We start from the raw sequence: 15,739 nt of genomic DNA on the forward strand, positions 1-15,739 counted from the left end.
GGTCTACCAAACGCAGAAGAACCAATGTGGTAGGGGGCTTGCTCCCGATGGCGGAGTGTCAGTTAATAAATTATTGACTGACCCACCGCTATCGGGAGCAAGCCCCTTCCCACATTTTGACCGCATTTTTTTTCAGGTCAGTAGTCTTTGCGCTTTCGGAACGCCCAGCGCCCGGCAATCACGGTAAAAGTCGCGACCAGCGCAACCAATATCCAGAAACCTTCCGGGTCTTGGGACAGCGGCACACCCCCCACGTTCATGCCAAAAAAACCGGCAATGATATTGATCGGCAACGCCAGCACCGTCACCACAGTAAGAGTGAACAACGTGCGGTTGCTTTGCTCATTGAGGTTGGCGGCGATTTCTTCCTGCAACAGCTTGATGCGTTCGCCCAGGGCAGTCAGGTCGTTGATGATCAGCGCAAATTCCTCGGTGGATTTGCGCAACTCCTTCACGTCTTCCTTTTGCAGCCATTGCGGCGGGCGGTTGAGCAGGCGCAGCAACGAGCCCGGCTCCAGCGCCAGCAGGCGTTGCAGACGCACCAGCACCCGGCGTGCGGCTCCGAGTTCGGCGCGGTTTGTGGATAGGCGCGAAGACAGCAACTGATCTTCGATATGGTCAACGCTGATACTGGTCTTGCGTACGATCTGGGTCAGCACTTCGCCTTGGTCCCGCAGCAGGTGCACCAGCAGTTCCAGGGGCGAGCGAAAGTGCTCACCGGCTTTCACCGATGAGCGCAATTTATCCACTGAGTGCAACGGTTGCAGGCGCGCACTGACCAGCAAGCGGCTGCGGGCACACACCCACAGCGTGGAAATATCCGACGAGACCATGCTGCTGAAGTTGAACACCACGTCGTTGACCACGGCCAGCAAGGCCGAATCCACATGTTCAATCCGCGTGGAGCGCGAGCCTTCATGCAGGGCTTCGAAAAACTCCTCCGGCAGCGACAGGTGCGCCTGCATCCAGCGCTCGCAGGCGGCGTGGGCCAGGTTCAGGTGCAGCCACAGGAATTCTTCCGGGTCTTGCGGCTGCTGCAAGGCGGCGAGGGCGGCGGCTGAGTCAATCTGCAGACCTTTTTCACCAGGGCGAAAACGAAAACCGTAAAGCAGGCCAAACAGGTCGGGATCCTGATGGGCGTGGTCGATGCTGTGGTTCATGGCGGCTCGCAGAGAAAGGGCCTGTAGGACGTTTCACAGGCACTCAGGCGCGAATCATTGCAAGGCGGGATGACGGTTATGTGACGGTTTCTTACTGCGCAAAAAAAAACGCGCCACCCGAAGGTGGCGCGTGTGTTTTATAGAGTGTGGTCTCAAGTATCGAGCTTGTCTTCCAGTACAGCGCCGGTCTTGGCGTCGAGCTTCACTTCAAATTGCTTGCCGGCGGTATCGGTCAGTTCAACTTCGTACACCAGCACGCCGCTGTTGTTGTGGTCCAGCTCGGTGTCGTTGATGGTGGCACCGGCGTGTTTAGCCACGGCGGCAGCGTTGAGTTTGTCGAAAGGCATCACCGCACCGGACTTGAGCAGGCCTTCGATATGATCCGGACGAACATCGGCTTGGGCCAGGCCGGCGGTCAAGGTCAGGGCAGTGGCAGCGAAAAAGGCAGTCAGAGTTTTCATGGTGTGTCCTTCTGGGTTGAGCTGTTTAAGTGGCCTCAGGTTATCCCGTGCAACTTAACTCACCCTTAATTATTTCAAACAGTTGCGCAGTTTATTCAATCCAGGACGGATGCAGGATTTCATGCTGAGGCCTCACCAAAAAAGGGAAACTCGGATGAAACGGTTAGTCAGTTGGCTCTATGCGCCTGCATGCTTGTTGGGGTTTGTCGGATGGGGGCTCTACCAGCCCCGATGGCTACTGGTGATATTCGCGGTGGCGGTGGCGGTGTCGTTTGTGGTGGAACTATGGCTGCCCTACGAGCCGCAGTGGAATCGCAGCCTGGGCGATCGCTGGCGCGATACGTTGCATGCGTTGATCAACGAAAGCTTGAATGTTGTGGGTTTGTTGGTCCTGCCGGGCCTTACGGTGCTGCTGGCATTCGAGGGGCTATGGCCGCGAGGCTGGCCGCTGTGGGAGCAACTGTTGATGGCGATCTTCCTGGCCGATGCCGGGATCACCTTGATGCATTACGCCAGCCACCGCATCGCGCCCCTGTGGCGGTTGCACGCGGTGCATCACAGCGTGCAGCGGCTTTATGGTTTCAATGGTTTGATGAAGCATCCTTTGCACCAGTTGCTGGAAGCAACGGCGGGCCTGCTGCCACTGATCCTGCTGGGGATCCCACTGGAGGTCGCGCAATTGTTGGCCCTGGCCATCGCCATTCAGTTGCTGCTGCAACATTCCAATGTGGATATGCGCCTGGGGCCGCTGCGCTGGGTATTCGCCTGGGCGCCGGTGCATCGGTTCCACCACATGAAATACGGCCGCGCAGGGGATGTGAATTTCGGCCTGTTCTTCAATTTGTGGGATTGGCTGTTGGGCACGGCGTTTTATCGCAAAGGCTATCGCATAGGGCCGGGGGACTTGGGCATTGGCAGTCGACCGCATTTCCCCGTGGCCTATGCGGCACAGTTGCGTGACCCGTTTCTGGTGGTACGCCTGGCCAAGGAGCCGCCGCTGCCTGACGATCTACACTAGAAACTGCACCTGCAGTTGGCGCAAAGACGCGCCCGCCGTCACCCCGAACAAGTGCTTCATGGTCCGCGAAAATGCGCGGAATCAGCAAACCCCGCGCCGTGGGCTGCCTCAGTCAGCGTGCTGCCGGCAAGGGCCAGTTGCAGGGCAATGCGCAACCGTCGCCACAACACGAGGCGGCGTATGGGAACGCCCAGTCGATCATTGAACAGACGCTCCAGTTGGCTCAATGACAGATGCGCCGCTGCGGCCAACGCCTGGGCCGATACCTTGCCGACCAGATGCTGATCAAGGGCGGCCAGTGCGCGTTCGATACGTGGGTCGTCAAGGCGTCGTCGGGGCAGCCTGAGCAGGGCCTGCGGGGATAAATCGCCGTCTGCCAGCAGTTGCTGCAATGGCTGGATGTCAAAGATCATGGGCTCGGCATACAACGCCCACACCTCACCCTCTGTCTCAAGGATGGCGTGGTTGTGACGCGAAGGAATAAACAGGCGATGGGCCGTGGTGACATGACCATCAAGGCTGACCGTGATCGGTGCGCCGGGGCAGAACATCAATTGGTGTGCGTAGTGTGCATGGGGCGCGGTGCGCCCCAGCTCGCCGAGCACCAGCCCGTGGTCACGCCCCAACCACAGGCGGCCTGACCATTCGGGCTTCACTCAGTACTTATGGTCGTTGAGCAGGTCCTGCACGCTGGACGACGGCCAGCGCTTGTAGAACTTCAACAGTTCGGCGGCGCGGTTGGTAAAAATACCGTCGACGCCAGCCTTCATCACTTTTTCGAAGTCCACCGGCTCATCCACGGTGTACACATGCACCAGCAGGCCCTTGTCGTGGGTCAGCTTGTTCATTTCAGGTTTGACCAGGTCGGTATAGCTCTGGTCGCCGTGGTCGGTCAGCTCAGCCGACGGGCCGGTGCCGATGGCGCCCAGGCTCTTGGCTTGGTCGACCCATTTTTCGAACTCGGCGGCATCCTTCGGCTCTTGCTTGGCGTAGTAGGCGGCCTTGGTCGGTTCGCCGGATTCGGCGAAGGTCACTTTGGACTTGGGTTCGATGCTGCCTTCGCCGACCCACAACAGCAGGATTTTCGGCGTGTTCGGCATTTCCTTCTGCAGCTCCTTGAGGCTGGCTACCTCGAAGGTTTGCAGCACGACACGGCCCTTGCCCTGGCCGACACCGGTGTTGCTCTTGCCCAGCTTGGAACCGGCGGAGCTCAGCCAGCCCTTGTCCAGCAGCTTGTTTTTCAGGTCGGCTTCGATACCCGGGAATTGCTTGGGCTCCTTGGTCTCGATGTACAGGCCGGGTTTGTGCGAGGGGTTGCCTTCGGCGATCTTGATGATGTCGTCCAGGCTGAGGATTTTCAGGCCGACGAAGCCTGGGCGGGCGCGGTCCGGGTAGGCCGCGTTGAACCAGCTGCCGGCGTCGAGGCTTTGCAGTTCTTTCCAGGTGAATTCGTTGGCTGGCGCATCTTTGCGCTCGGGGAACTTGGTGGCCACGTCGGTGGTGCGCTGCAGGTTGTTGTCGTGCAGGGCAAACAGCACGCCGTCCTTGCTGCGTTGCAGGTCCAGTTCCAAATAGTCGGCGCCCAGGTCGCGTGCAACTTTGTAGGCGGCGGCGGTGGACTCCGGCGCGTCGTAGGAAGCGCCACGGTGAGCGATTACGGCAGGGTAGGGAATGCCTTCGTTTGTCGCCAATTCAGCCGGGCTGACTGGGTCGGCAGCCTGAGCCTGGCCGAGGCCGAGCATCAACGCCAGCAGCAAGGCGCTCTTGGTAAACGTGACAGGCATATGCGAAGTCCTTTCGTGGAGGTAACTTTGAGAAGACGTCCTTTTTAACAATTGATTGCGAAAGGCGCTATCACCAAACCGACATTAACGTGCGCGCAGTCCAATTTTGTCGGTTTTTTTTAGGGGCATTGCAGTATTCTTGGCCGTAGCTGCCCCATTAGAGGACGGTATTTTTTGCCACGCGTGTAAACCATCTTTCCAGTCCCTGTGGGACTTTTCAGTGAGGTTTACCATGCGCATCACTTCCGAGCTTATCTGCCAGGCCGCCGACCAACTCCATGGCTTTGTCGGCCTCAATCGCAAGACTGGCCAGTACATCGTGCGTTTCAGCGAAGATGCCTTCGGCATGGACGTGGCCGATGACGGCATTATTCCCACCGCCGAATTCGTCTGGCTGCCCGCCGCCGACCACACCATGACCCTGTGCCGTGAACGCCTACAGTTGCTGCTGGACCAGAATATCGATGACCGCATCAACATCACCGAACCGTTGCGGGTGTACATGCGTCGGGTGGAGATCCCGCAGATCAGTGCGTTGCGCAGTTTGGTGAGCTGACCGGTCAAACTGCCCGGGCGCTTTTACCGGATGGAAACCTCTCAATTTGAGAATGAGTAGGCCCGCTCCACCTTGCACACCCGTGTATGAAACGCTGTGTACCAGGTGGCGCGTCCTTGCTCACGTACCTGTCGATGTTCGGCCTGTTGTTTCCACGCCTGGATCGCCGCCTCGCTGGCCCAGTAGGACACGGTGATGCCCAACCCCTCTTCCCGCGCCGACTCCACGCCGAGAAAACCCGGTTGTTGCTGTGCCAGTTCCAGCATGCGTGCGGCGGCTTCGCCATAGCCCAGGTCGCCTTCGGTACGCAGTGAGCTGAAAATCACCGCGTAATAAGGCGGGGCGGGTGTCTTGGCGATCATACCGATGCCCCTCGGCAAGCCTTCAGCAGGGCCAGCGCCAACGGCGGGGTGACGCCCTTCAGCGCGGCGCGTTCGGGCTGGAACAAGGTGGCGACGAAGAACGGATGGTCGAGCAATTCCACAGCGCGCAGGTCGCCCGCCGAATCATGAGCGCTGGGAATCAGGTCGCCTTCCAGCAGTGCGTCGGCAAACGTTGGGTTGATGCCGTAGCGGCATCGATAACCTTCGTCGATGTCCACGCTGGCGTAGGCTTGGGCAATGCGCGTGTAAGGGGCCAGGCGCACTGTGTCGTTCACCTCTACCAGTGTGCAGCTCAGTGGCGTAATGACGGCGCGTTCAGCGTCCGGAGCCAGCTCGCCATGCTCGGCATCTGCCCAGCCAAGTACGTTGCGGGCATATTCCAGCACGGCATGTTGAAAGCCACCGCAAGTGCCGAGGAAAGGGCGTTTTTGCTCGCGGGCAAAACGGATCGCCCGTAGTGCGCCCTCGGTGTCGCGATAGGGGCTGGCGGGTACGCACCAGAAACCGTCAAAACCCTGCAGGGCAGAGGTGCAGGTGAGTGTGTCGGTGTCGAGCCATTGCACATGGACGCTCAGGCCCAGTGCGGCGGCGGCCTGCTGCAGTGCCACCGGGATAGCCTGGTGGGCGATCACATCAGGGTTGTAGTCGCCGATCAGGGCGAGGTGCAGAGCGGGGGTTGTCATCGTGTACGTCCCTTGGCTTGTGGTGGGCTGATACGCACTATAGATTGGCGTTCACGCAATCAATATTGGCGTTTGCCCATATGCTCAATGCAGCCACGCACTATCAAATCGACTACCCCGACCTGTCATTGATCCTTGCCCTGGTGCGTGGCGGCACCCTGGCGCGGGCGGCTGCGTTGTTGAGGGTAGACGTGTCCACGGTATTCCGGGCGGTGCGGCGGCTGGAGGCGGCACTGGGGCAGACCCTGTTTGAAAAAAGCCGCGCCGGTTACTTGCCCACCAGCCTGGCGAGCAACCTGGCGCAACAGGCCGAACGGGCAGAACTCGCACTGGAGGCTGCGCGCATAGGGGTGGAGCAGGGCGGCGAGGTAATCAGCGGCACCGTGCGCCTGACCTGCACCGACGCGGTATTGCAAGGCTTGCTGCTGCCGGCCCTGGCGCAGTTCATGCCGGCCTACCCAGCGTTGACCCTGGAACTGAGCACATCCAATGACTTCGCCAACCTCAGCCGGCGTGATGCGGATATCGCTCTGCGCCTGACCAGCAAGCCGCCAGAGCACCTGGTCGGACGTTGCCTGGGGACCGTGGCGTACCAAGTGTGTGCCAGTGCCGACTATGCACGTCGGCATGCAGGCCAGGATCTAACCGACCTGGCCTGGATCGCACCGGATGACTTTTTGCCCGACCACCCCACCGTGGCCTGGCGCCGTGAGCATTTGCCGGGCGTGCGCCCCAGTTACCGCTGCAACAGCATGCAGTCGGTGACTGAACTGGTGCGTGCCGGGCTGGGCGTGGCGGCGTTGCCGGATTTTCTAATGGGCGATGGCTTGCAACCACTGGGCCCTGCGTTGGCGGGGCACGACACCTCGCTGTGGCTGTTGACGCGCCCTGATTGCCGGGCGTTGCGTTCGGTGGTGACGCTATTTGATGAGCTGGGGCGGCATGTGCGCGGGTTGCGACCTTAGGCTTTACGCACAAATTGTTCATGCATTTCACACGTCAGGGTTTCGATGCGCTCGGTCAGTTGCTTGGTCATTTCCGTCAACCGGGTGTTCTGCTCCAACAATTCCATCAGCTGTTTGGTGGTTTGTGCTGCCTGGGCCTGACGTTCGGTATTGGCGGTGGCGAGGGCTTCACGGTGTTGCGCGTCGGCGTCGGATTGGGCTTTGTCCCGGGCGGCCTGGCGTGTCTGGGCGAGCAGGATCAGCGGCGCGGCGTAGGCCGATTGCAGGCTGAAGGCCAGGTTGAGCAGGATGAAGGGGTAGACGTCAAAGTGAGTAACGCCGGTTATGTTCAGCACCACCCACAACACCACGATCGCGGTTTGTGCCCCGAGGAAGGTCGGCGTGCCAAAGAAGCGCGCAAAGGCCTCAGCCTTGAGGGCAAAAGTGTCGTTGCCGAAGGTCGGTGCCAGGTGCGCGTGACCTCGGTGGAAACGCAGGTGGTCAGTGGGGGTGGCGTCTGGCTTGTCTGGGGTCATGGCGAGCTCGGATCCTTGGCGTAAAGACAGCCAACACTATAGACCGAGCTCCCAGGCGCGCACATGAATAACCGGTCAGCGATTGCCCCGCTCATTGGCAAAGGCGCTCACCGCCTGCACCGCTTCGCCGGTGCCCTCGCGAATCTGCAGGATCACCGTGCCCGCCTGGTTGGCCAGGTCTACGCCCTGAGCCGCGCGGTCGCGAGTGGCGTCCATGCTGTCGATGGCTTGGCGGGTTTCATCCTGGATCATGGCGATCATCCCGGAAATCTGCGCAGTGGAGCCGCTGGTGCGCGCCGCCAATTGCCGCACTTCATCGGCGACCACGGCAAAGCCACGGCCCTGCTCGCCAGCGCGGGCGGCTTCAATGGCGGCGTTGAGCGCCAGCAGGTTGGTCTGGTCGGCGATGCCGCGGATGGTATTGACGATGGTGGTGATCTGTTGCGAACGCTCGCCGAGTTTGGCGATCAGCTGCGAAGAGGTATCGATATCCTGGGCAATGTCGCGCATGCCACTGGCTGTTTTCTGAATCACCTCGGCGCCTTTTTCGGCCATCTCCTGGGTGTTCAAGGACAGGTGATAAGCCTGTGCCGCGCTCTGTGCGTCGGTGGCATGTTGTTGCACGCGGGCGGTGACGTCCGAGGCGAACTTCACCACTTTGCACAGGCGCCCGCTGGCGTCGTACACCGGGTTGTAGCTGGCTTCGAGCCACACCACCTGGCCGTTTTTATCCAACCGCTCGAACTGGCCGTTGAACAGCTCGCCCTGGTTCAGGCGTTTCCAGAACTCGCTGTAGGCGGCACCGTTGGCCAACTCCGGTTTGCAGAACAGGCGGTGATGCTTGCCCTGGATCTGCGCCAGGCTGTAGCCCATGCGCTGCAGGAAATTCGCGTTGGCGCTGATGATGGTGCCGTCGAGGTTGAATTCGATCATTGCCATGGCGCGGTCGATAGCTGCAATCTTGGCGTTGGCCTCACTTTCGGCCTGCAGGCGTGGGGTGACATCCATGGCGTACTTCACCACTTTAATCACGCGACCGGCTTCATCCCGCACCGGGTTGTAGCTGGCTTCCAGCCACACCGATGCGCCATTGGCGCCCACCCGCTCGAAGGTGGCTGACTGGAATTGGCCGTTGCGCAAGTGCGTCCACAGCTGGTTGTACTCGGCGCTGCGGGCGAATGCGGGGGGGCAGAACATCCGGTGGGGCTGGCCCAGGATCTGTTCGGCGCGATAACCCATGGTCTTGAGGAAGTTGTCATTGGCCCGCAGCACGTTGCCTTGCAGGTCGAATTCGATGACGGCCATGGAGCGTTCGATCGCATCCAGCAGGCTGGCTTGTTGGGCGATACGGTGTTGCAGGGCATTGATGGTTTTCTTGTGGGCGTTGAATAGCATGTTAGAGGCTCGGGCATGCAAGCATATGCGGTATCCATGTATTTGCGCCTGACCCCGTAGGGCTCCTGGCCGTACGGTTGACTTGCTCATTGCCAGCTTCCTGGTGCTGACAGAGGGGGTGGAACAACGGTTTCAGAGTAATCAGCCTGCCAAGAAGTTCGCCCGTTGGGCAGGACCATTATTGGGCAGGCGACCAATGGCGGCATTATGCTATTGCGGCAGGTGGGCGGCGTTGGATTCGGACGAGGTGTTATCGGACAACTCAGGCTGGAGAGGCGGCTATCCAGTCGCTGGTCTTGACGCGGTCGCGGCCGCTGTCCTTGGCGGCATACAGCGCGAGATCCGCGGCGTTGAGCCACGCGACCGCATCGTTGAAAGAGGGATGGAAATCCGCCAGGCCAATGCTCAGGCTGACGCGCAGCTCAGGGATTTGCGGATGCCGATAGTTACCGAAAGTTTCGCGGAGCCGCTCCATGACTTGCGCCGCTTCTTCCAGTGGCATCCTCGGAAGGATCACACAGAACTCATCGCCTCCATAGCGGCCAGCCAGGTCGTCTTCCCGCAGGTGTTGGCGCAGCTCGTGGCTCAACTGGCGCAGTACCGTATCTCCGACGGTGTGGCCGTGGATGTCATTGATGTTTTTGAAGTGATCGATATCGATCAAGGCGATGGTCGCCTGGCCTTGTTGCTGCTGGCATTTATGGAATTTGAGATTGAGCAGGTCTTTCCACGAACCATGGTTGAGCAGGCCGGTAAGGCTATCGATGCGGCTCAGGGCGCTGAGGGCGCGTTTATGGTCCGACAGTTTAATCGCCAGCTGATAGCAGACCATGCCGATGGCCATCGGGTAGAGCGTCAGCATCGGCAAACAGGTGTAGACCTCGATGAGGCTGACACTGGGGTCGAACTTGATCCCGAACAGGCCCCAAGCCACCGCGATACCGGCCGCCTGCGCCGGCAGCCCGAGCAGGAACAGGCGTTTGCCGCCGGCGGCGACATTGTTCATGGCCATCATCGACAGAATGGTGACGGTCGTCAGTGGTGAGAACTGGGTGGCAGCCGCCCAGAAACCGCCGGCCAACGAGTCATACAACAGGTTGCGTTGCTCGGCCTGGTAGGGGAACGGCGAGCGAGTTGAGAGCTGGTGCGCCACATGCGCCCAGGCCAAGCCATTGAACAACAGCAACGCCCAGACCCAAGCGGGCATGGACAAGGGGTACAACGCGCCAACCACGCTGATGCTGCCGATGCCAAGGCCGATAATCCTTGGCTTGTAGATACGCCTGGCAAATGAAAGCCCTTTGCCTCGTCTGTTTTCCATAGTGTCCTGGGTCAGCTGTTTTGTGCGGGTACGGTCGCGTGCGTCAGCGGGCGGAACCGCTGATCGACAAATGCGAGCGATTGTCGATTATTCCTGTGGGAATAATCAGTGTCCTTCTAGGCCATTTGCGCAAAACAGCGGGTGAATGCGCCAAATACGACTTGCAATGTCGCCCAGGCAACAGGACTTAGTGCGCACGCGGCGCGCTGACTTCGTAGCCGGCGAGGAACAGGTCGATGGCCGACTCGATGACACCGGCTTGGGCGGCAGCGTCAAGGGTGGGCTGGCCGAGGGTTATCTGCGGCCAGAATGCGAAAGCCTTGAGCAGGCTCTGGATCTGGTGGGCAGCGAAAGCCGGATCGGTACAGGTGAGGCGGCCGTCTTCCTGGGCGGCGCGTACCCATTGGGTAAAGCCTTCCTCCCGTGCGCTCAGGCGGTTGACCATATCTTGCGCGCGGTCCGGCGAATGGATGGTGGCAGCGATAGCCACACGTGCCAGGTCGAGGAAGTTGGTGTCCGACATCATCTTCATTTTCGCTTCCAGCAACCTGCGCAGTTGATCGCGCAAAGGACGGTCGCAGGCGTAGTTCACGTCCAGTTGCGCAACACTGCTGGCCCATAGCTGGTGGAGGATCTCGGCGAACAGCTCTTCCTTGCTGGGGAAGTGGTTGTACACCGTGCGCTTGGAAACACCGGCAGTGGCGGCGATTTTGTCCATGCTGGTGACCTCGAAGCCGTTCTCGCGAAATTCGGCGATCGCCGCAGCCACGATGGCTTCGCGTTTACGCTCGGTGAGGCGCTTGGGGGCAGTCATGGATAGCATTCGACTCAAAATGGAAATTACACTCGGCAGTTTACTTGCTCCGGCTTTTGTTGCAATCTAGAAACTACACTGTGCAGTGTAATTTTTGAGCGGACCGTAGGAGTCACTCTGTAATGGCCACGATTTCAAACCGTCTGAACCCTGCGCCTGTGGCGCTCAAGCCTGTCGCGCAGGGCCAGGAGCATTTCAGCAATGACGCCCCGGTGCAGCACGGCGGCTTGGGCAAGACCCTGCGTATTTTCTGGAACATGCTGTTCAACAAGCCGCGCACTACACGGCCGGTGGGGCAGATTCCGGTGCAGCCCCTGACCCGTGAACAGTTGTTGGCCGCACCCGATCACAGTGTGTACCGCCTCGGGCATTCGACCGTACTGCTGAAAATGCGCGGTAAATTCTGGGTCACCGACCCGGTATTCGCCGAGCGTGCCTCGCCATTCAGTTGGGCCGGCCCCAAGCGTTTCCACCAACCGCCCATCAGCCTTGAAGAGTTGCCACCCCTGGAGGCGGTTATTCTTTCCCACAACCATTACGACCATCTCGACCATAAGGCGGTGGTCCAATTGGCCGACAAGACAAACTACTTCCTGGCACCCCTGGGCGTCGGCGACACGCTGATCAAATGGGGAGTAGACGCCAGCAAAGTCTGCCAGCTGGATTGGTGGCAGGGCACCGAGGTGGACGGCATTCGTTTTATCGCCACCCCGGCGCAGCACTTTTCCGGACGTGGCTTGTTTGATAGCAACCAGACACTGTGGTGCTCCTGGGTAATGATCGACGATGCGCGCCGAATTTTTTTCAGTGGCGACACCGGCTATTTCGACGGTTTCAAACGCATCGGCGAGCAATACGGTCCGTTTGACCTGACCCTGATGGAAACTGGCGCTTACAACGTCGATTGGCCCCACGTACACATGCAGCCGGAGCAAACGCTGCAGGCGCATATCGACCTCAAGGGGCGCTGGCTGCTGCCGATCCACAACGGCACCTTCGACCTGGCATTCCACGCTTGGCACGAACCCTTCGACCGCATCATGGCCCTGGCCTGGGAACGCAACGTATCGATCACCACCCCGGCGATGGGGCAGGCGTTCCGCTTGAGCCTGCCCGAGCGCGGGTATGCCTGGTGGTTGGAGGTGGAGCCTCAACTTGTGCAGGAGCGGGCAACAGGCTGAGCCAAGTGGATTAAGGAAAAGAGCTTTTCAGAGGATTTCAGCCCTGCGACAAACGTCAGACGAGAGTGCGATGATCTCCGGGAATTTTATTTCGGGGAGGATATTTCGATGGATAGCCATTGTAAGAAACTTTGGAAGATGGGTTTGCCTTGCGCCATCGGCCAGCCTTCACTCGGGCCCGTCAACGTTGCCGACGTTCCTGCCCCATTGTTCAACGCCGCTCCGGTTTCTATCGTTTTTGGTGCCGGGCAACGCACGGGCGCTGCACCCGTGCCAGGGTATAACGCCCTGGCCCCCCGGATAAACCCGGTGCGTGACCCCGCGCTATCCCTTATCGCCATCAGTGGCATAGACCCTACCGAACCGGTGATGGTGGAGGTTCCCCTGGTATTGAATAACACCACATTCACCGCTTCACTGGAGCTGGCGGGGTATCGTCTCGGCTACGCCGAACGGTATGTGCAGGGCAAGCAGGCTGAGCTCGTCGAACACAGTGCAGCCTTGCGCCGAGTCTTCGACACCTTGCGCCAGGCCGGTGCGCAATGGGTGGCGGTAGACGTGCAGCGTGACAGCGACAGCGGCCAGGCGGGTCACGAAATTGACGAGCTGGTGGCTGGCCTTCGCCTTGATGCCTTGGTATCAGACGATCCGAATGCCGGGTTTCATAACGCGTGCAGAAGCGGGTATCCCAGTGTCTGTGAAACGCTGGAGGATGGATCGAAAGTCTGGTTTTACGGCGCCCGTTGGGCGGGTGATCGCTTGACGGCCCTGTTGCGCGCTTACCGCCACCTACGGCCAAAGGTTGTATCGGAGCCTACGCCAGGCGGGGAATGATAGGACGGCGTGGCAGGATTCGCCTGAAATAGTGCGCAGGCGGCGCTTCTTAGACTGGTGTGGGGTTATCGACCGATAACCCTCACACTCAGTCACGTAGAGAGGCACTTCATGATCGGACCCGTGTCGGCAGGCGGATGGGGGACAGGCTTGTTCCAGGAGCTTTCAAACCCACCGCAAGGCTTTAAGAGCGCCTGTCAAATGTCAGTGGAAATGGCCCAGGGAAGCGGTGTCACCGCGCAGTCGCTGTTGAAGGATTCGCTCAAGCAAATAGCCAGCATTGATCGTGGGCTACAGGGCGGCAACGCGTTTTTGGAAACAAACCCGGATGCCCTCCGTGAGGCGAAGGCGCGTGATCAGGAGCGTGCCAACGGCCACGTGCGCGGGCATTTGCACGGCGTACCGATAGCGCTCAAGGATGTATTTGAAACCAATGATCGTATGCAGACCAGCGCAGGCTCGAAGGCCTTGGTTGGAGCGCCCGCAACTAGAAACGCCAAGGTTGTCGACAATTTGTTGAAGGCCGGGGTGGTGATTGTGGGTAAAACCAATATGAGCGAGTTGTCCAACTTTCGCTCTGAATCACCGGCTGATGGGTGGAGTTCCCGCGGCGGCCAGACGCTGAACCCGCATCGCCTGGGAGGGCAGGTGGCGGGCTCTAGTTCGGGTTCGGCAGTCGCTGTTGCCCAAGGGCATGTGCCTTTGGCCTTGGGGTTGGAAACCAACGGGTCGATTATCAGCCCAGCAGCCTACAACGGCGTTTTTGGTCTGAAAACAACGGTAGGCCTTCTCAGTACCGAGGGCGTCATGACCAGTACACGCCTGGATGCGATCGGTACTTTCACCCGTAATGTCTGTGATGCGGCGGAAGCGCTCAACGCAATGACCGGAACCAATGCCTATACCGATGGCCTGCATGCCGACGCCCTGAAAGGTAAGCGAATTGGCTACACGCCTTTGCCTGAATTGTCCGAGGAGGCGGCCAAGGACCCGGCCAAACGCGCAGATCGCAAGCATTACGAAAAGGCGCTCGATGTGTTGAAGGACCAAGGTGCGATCCTGGTGCCGGTGAGGCCGTTGGAGGAGGGTGTCGCTGATGAGACCTACGAGCGTTACACCGAAGTGCTGTTCGCAGAGGTCAAGCAACAACTGGAAGACTACCTGGCTGGGCGAGAAGGTTTGCCGGTCAAATCACTTTCGGAGCTGATTGCTTTTATCAAGCGCAACCAGCAGCCCGGTGAGCCTGACCAGAAGCTGTTGGAGCTGATCAACAGCCTGGAAACGACTTCGGAACAGCGCGACAAGTTGTGGGAGGAGATCCTTCCCATCTTTCAGAAAACCGTCGACGATCCAATAAAGGAACACAAACTCGACGCCATGGTGTCGAACTTCCTATCCCATAATTATTTCTTCAGTGCGGCAGCCGGCTATCCAGGCCTGTCGGTTCCGTCTGGAATGGATGATGAAGGCATGCCGACCGCACTCTACTTTTATGGTTCGGGCAACAGCGAAGCCACCTTGCTCTCAGTCGCCTATGGTTATGAGCTAGCCTCGCAAGCGATCCAGAAACCGGCTTTTCTGCCAGGGGCTCCCTTCACGCCGGCCCCGATAGGCGCAGATAAAACCGTTGAGGTCCCCGCCACTGACGCGTGAGTTTGAATCAACCTCTGCTGGCTGATGCCCGCAGAGGTCGCCTAAGGGGTAACTTCAATTTCTCCGTCTCGCCATCGCAGGCATGACGCGGCCAGGGGCTACACTCCATGCCAGGGGGGAAAGCCATGGACAGTTACAGAATCCACATCCTCGGCGCTGCGGGAGCCGGCACTACTACCTTGGGCAAGGCCCTGGCTGAACATTTGAACATTGCCTATTTCGACTCGGATTTCTATTACTGGCAGCAAACCCCGGAACCCTTCACCATCGCCCGACCCCGGGACGAACGCATTCGGCTACTGCAGGAACACACTGTCGGCCATGAAAGCTGGGTGCTCTCTGGCTCTTTGTGCGGCTGGGGCGACGCCATGATCCCGCAGTTCACCCACGTAGTGTTCCTGCGCCTGGACCCCGAAGTGCGCCTGCACCGCCTGCGCTTGCGGGAGGTGGAGCGCTACGGCGAGCAGATACTGGAAGGTGGCAGCCGTCACCAAAACAGCGTCGCATTCCTCGCCTGGGCGGCGCGTTACGATGCTGGCAATCACAGCCTACGTAGCCTGCGCCGGCACGAAACCTGGTTGAAACCATTGCGTTGCCCGGTGCTGCGGCTCGACTCTACGCACCATTCGGTTGAGGCGTTGCTGAGTCAATTGTTGCCGTTGTTGTGCCCAGCAACCGAGACATGAGGCCTTGGGATGTGGGTTCGGCTGTGGGTGTGTCAAACCGGCGCGCAGTCATGCCCCATCCCGGCGCGAACCCCGGGAAAAATACCAGCCCTTCAGCCTCGAGGCGAAACGCCAGGATCAAACGGGTTTGATCGTCGATGTCGCCGTGGCCTTCCAATTGTTGAATCGCCTCCACCGCCACGCCAGCCTGGCGAGCCAGTTCTTCGCGGCTCCAGCCCAGCATGACGCGCGCCTGCGCGCAGTGTTTGGCGGTGAATTGATGCAGCACGATCTGCTGTTCTACGAAAGAGCTCATTGCCAGAGAGGACATGGGGGTTCTCCAGGTTCGAC

The 15,739-nt window shown here is 59.8% G+C and carries 17 protein-coding genes and 1 pseudogene; 7 read left to right on the top strand and 11 right to left on the bottom strand.

The window, feature by feature from the left end:
- Positions 1-137: 137 nt before the first annotated feature.
- Together NMB39_RS06480 and NMB39_RS06485 are read right to left on the bottom strand one after the other, a co-directional pair.
- Positions 138-1,160: a transporter gene (locus NMB39_RS06480; RefSeq protein ID WP_057023870.1), complete on the bottom strand. Its 1,023-nt coding sequence runs from the start codon at positions 1,158-1,160 to the stop codon at positions 138-140.
- Positions 1,161-1,312: 152 nt separating this feature from the next.
- A complete protein-coding gene (locus tag NMB39_RS06485; RefSeq protein WP_046069216.1) occupies positions 1,313-1,621 on the bottom strand; it encodes a PepSY domain-containing protein in 309 nt (102 codons plus the stop codon).
- Positions 1,622-1,775: 154 nt separating this feature from the next.
- On the opposite strand from NMB39_RS06485, the gene NMB39_RS06490 reads away from it, so the two are divergent.
- On the top strand, positions 1,776-2,639 hold the full coding sequence (locus tag NMB39_RS06490; RefSeq protein WP_057023871.1) for a sterol desaturase family protein: 864 nt from the start codon (positions 1,776-1,778) through the stop codon (positions 2,637-2,639).
- Here the strand turns inward: NMB39_RS06490 and NMB39_RS06495 are convergent.
- Both NMB39_RS06495 and NMB39_RS06500 read right to left on the bottom strand, forming a co-directional pair.
- Positions 2,631-3,295, bottom strand: a pseudogene (locus tag NMB39_RS06495) (helix-turn-helix domain-containing protein). The gene NMB39_RS06490 and the pseudogene NMB39_RS06495 sit on opposite strands and share 9 nt — an antisense overlap.
- Positions 3,296-4,423 carry a glycerophosphodiester phosphodiesterase gene (locus NMB39_RS06500; RefSeq protein WP_198720812.1) on the bottom strand — a complete coding sequence of 376 codons (1,128 nt, stop codon included), beginning with the start codon at positions 4,421-4,423 and terminating at the stop codon, positions 3,296-3,298.
- Between the two features lie 232 nt (positions 4,424-4,655).
- Here NMB39_RS06500 and NMB39_RS06505 point away from each other — a divergent pair, with 232 nt between their 5' ends.
- Positions 4,656-4,979, top strand: a complete 324-nt coding sequence (locus NMB39_RS06505) for a DUF2025 family protein (protein ID WP_034115661.1) — start codon at positions 4,656-4,658, stop codon at positions 4,977-4,979.
- A gap of 41 nt (positions 4,980-5,020) precedes the next feature.
- Here the strand turns inward: NMB39_RS06505 and NMB39_RS06510 are convergent, their stop codons facing one another.
- Together NMB39_RS06510 and NMB39_RS06515 are read right to left on the bottom strand one after the other, a co-directional pair.
- Positions 5,021-5,341 carry an antibiotic biosynthesis monooxygenase family protein gene (locus NMB39_RS06510; RefSeq protein ID WP_057023874.1) on the bottom strand — a complete coding sequence of 107 codons (321 nt, stop codon included), beginning with the start codon at positions 5,339-5,341 and terminating at the stop codon, positions 5,021-5,023.
- The gene (locus tag NMB39_RS06515; RefSeq protein WP_057023875.1) at positions 5,338-6,045 is read right to left on the bottom strand and encodes a CTP synthase C-terminal region-related (seleno)protein; all 708 of its coding nucleotides are present in this window, start codon (positions 6,043-6,045) and stop codon (positions 5,338-5,340) included. Before NMB39_RS06515 ends, NMB39_RS06510 begins: the two co-directional genes overlap by 4 nt.
- A gap of 80 nt (positions 6,046-6,125) precedes the next feature.
- On the opposite strand from NMB39_RS06515, the gene NMB39_RS06520 reads away from it, so the two are divergent.
- The gene (locus tag NMB39_RS06520; RefSeq protein ID WP_198720813.1) at positions 6,126-7,010 is read left to right on the top strand and encodes a LysR family transcriptional regulator; all 885 of its coding nucleotides are present in this window, start codon (positions 6,126-6,128) and stop codon (positions 7,008-7,010) included.
- On the opposite strand, the gene NMB39_RS06525 is transcribed toward NMB39_RS06520, so the two are convergent.
- The 4 genes from NMB39_RS06525 to NMB39_RS06540 all read right to left on the bottom strand — a co-directional run bounded on the left by NMB39_RS06525 (position 7,007) and on the right by NMB39_RS06540 (position 11,055).
- Positions 7,007-7,525: a DUF1003 domain-containing protein gene (locus NMB39_RS06525; protein ID WP_057023877.1), complete on the bottom strand. Its 519-nt coding sequence runs from the start codon at positions 7,523-7,525 to the stop codon at positions 7,007-7,009. The genes NMB39_RS06520 and NMB39_RS06525 overlap by 4 nt on opposite strands.
- Positions 7,526-7,600: 75 nt before the next feature.
- On the bottom strand, positions 7,601-8,920 hold the full coding sequence (locus NMB39_RS06530; RefSeq protein ID WP_494339515.1) for a methyl-accepting chemotaxis protein: 1,320 nt from the start codon (positions 8,918-8,920) through the stop codon (positions 7,601-7,603).
- A 262-nt stretch (positions 8,921-9,182) separates the two neighbouring features.
- Complete coding sequence (locus NMB39_RS06535) at positions 9,183-10,241, bottom strand: diguanylate cyclase (RefSeq protein WP_494339514.1); 1,059 nt, start codon at positions 10,239-10,241, stop codon at positions 9,183-9,185.
- A 187-nt stretch (positions 10,242-10,428) separates the two neighbouring features.
- Positions 10,429-11,055, bottom strand: a complete 627-nt coding sequence (locus NMB39_RS06540; RefSeq protein ID WP_057023880.1) for a TetR/AcrR family transcriptional regulator — start codon at positions 11,053-11,055, stop codon at positions 10,429-10,431.
- A gap of 122 nt (positions 11,056-11,177) precedes the next feature.
- Between NMB39_RS06540 and NMB39_RS06545 the strand changes: the two genes are divergently transcribed.
- The 4 genes from NMB39_RS06545 (at position 11,178) to NMB39_RS06560 (ending at position 15,409) form a co-directional block, all read left to right on the top strand.
- The gene (locus NMB39_RS06545) at positions 11,178-12,236 is read left to right on the top strand and encodes an MBL fold metallo-hydrolase (protein WP_464006050.1); all 1,059 of its coding nucleotides are present in this window, start codon (positions 11,178-11,180) and stop codon (positions 12,234-12,236) included.
- A 108-nt stretch (positions 12,237-12,344) separates the two neighbouring features.
- A complete protein-coding gene (locus NMB39_RS06550; RefSeq protein WP_494339513.1) occupies positions 12,345-13,070 on the top strand; it encodes a hypothetical protein in 726 nt (241 codons plus the stop codon).
- 201 nt (positions 13,071-13,271) lie between these two features.
- Positions 13,272-14,723, top strand: coding sequence for an amidase family protein (locus NMB39_RS06555; protein WP_306958589.1), 1,452 nt, complete (start codon positions 13,272-13,274; stop codon positions 14,721-14,723).
- Between the two features lie 125 nt (positions 14,724-14,848).
- Positions 14,849-15,409: an AAA family ATPase gene (locus NMB39_RS06560; RefSeq protein ID WP_057023882.1), complete on the top strand. Its 561-nt coding sequence runs from the start codon at positions 14,849-14,851 to the stop codon at positions 15,407-15,409.
- On the opposite strand, the gene NMB39_RS06565 is transcribed toward NMB39_RS06560, so the two are convergent.
- Complete coding sequence (locus tag NMB39_RS06565; RefSeq protein ID WP_082636679.1) at positions 15,339-15,719, bottom strand: helix-turn-helix domain-containing protein; 381 nt, start codon at positions 15,717-15,719, stop codon at positions 15,339-15,341. The two genes, NMB39_RS06560 and NMB39_RS06565, sit on opposite strands and share 71 nt — an antisense overlap.
- Positions 15,720-15,739: the final 20 nt, after the last annotated feature.

It is taken from the genome of Pseudomonas sp. FBCC-B545, from assembly GCF_059134095.1.

Bases quoted from the DNA above. Each gene is read 5' to 3' on its own strand.
- NMB39_RS06500 (WP_198720812.1), bottom strand. From the start codon at position 4,423: ATGCCTGTCACGTTTACCAAGAGCGCCTTGCTGCTGGCGTTGATGCTC.
- NMB39_RS06525 (WP_057023877.1), bottom strand. From the start codon at position 7,525: ATGACCCCAGACAAGCCAGACGCCACCCCCACTGACCACCTGCGTTTC.
- NMB39_RS06545 (WP_464006050.1), top strand. From the start codon at position 11,178: ATGGCCACGATTTCAAACCGTCTGAACCCTGCGCCTGTGGCGCTCAAG.
- NMB39_RS06555 (WP_306958589.1), top strand. From the start codon at position 13,272: ATGTCAGTGGAAATGGCCCAGGGAAGCGGTGTCACCGCGCAGTCGCTG.
- NMB39_RS06540 (WP_057023880.1), bottom strand. From the start codon at position 11,055: ATGACTGCCCCCAAGCGCCTCACCGAGCGTAAACGCGAAGCCATCGTG.
- NMB39_RS06565 (WP_082636679.1), bottom strand. From the start codon at position 15,719: ATGTCCTCTCTGGCAATGAGCTCTTTCGTAGAACAGCAGATCGTGCTG.
- NMB39_RS06535 (WP_494339514.1), bottom strand. From the start codon at position 10,241: ATGGAAAACAGACGAGGCAAAGGGCTTTCATTTGCCAGGCGTATCTAC.
- NMB39_RS06530 (WP_494339515.1), bottom strand. From the start codon at position 8,920: ATGCTATTCAACGCCCACAAGAAAACCATCAATGCCCTGCAACACCGT.
- NMB39_RS06515 (WP_057023875.1), bottom strand. From the start codon at position 6,045: ATGACAACCCCCGCTCTGCACCTCGCCCTGATCGGCGACTACAACCCT.
- NMB39_RS06505 (WP_034115661.1), top strand. From the start codon at position 4,656: ATGCGCATCACTTCCGAGCTTATCTGCCAGGCCGCCGACCAACTCCAT.
- NMB39_RS06510 (WP_057023874.1), bottom strand. From the start codon at position 5,341: ATGATCGCCAAGACACCCGCCCCGCCTTATTACGCGGTGATTTTCAGC.
- NMB39_RS06480 (WP_057023870.1), bottom strand. From the start codon at position 1,160: ATGAACCACAGCATCGACCACGCCCATCAGGATCCCGACCTGTTTGGC.
- NMB39_RS06560 (WP_057023882.1), top strand. From the start codon at position 14,849: ATGGACAGTTACAGAATCCACATCCTCGGCGCTGCGGGAGCCGGCACT.
- NMB39_RS06520 (WP_198720813.1), top strand. From the start codon at position 6,126: ATGCTCAATGCAGCCACGCACTATCAAATCGACTACCCCGACCTGTCA.
- NMB39_RS06490 (WP_057023871.1), top strand. From the start codon at position 1,776: ATGAAACGGTTAGTCAGTTGGCTCTATGCGCCTGCATGCTTGTTGGGG.
- NMB39_RS06485 (WP_046069216.1), bottom strand. From the start codon at position 1,621: ATGAAAACTCTGACTGCCTTTTTCGCTGCCACTGCCCTGACCTTGACC.
- NMB39_RS06550 (WP_494339513.1), top strand. From the start codon at position 12,345: ATGGATAGCCATTGTAAGAAACTTTGGAAGATGGGTTTGCCTTGCGCC.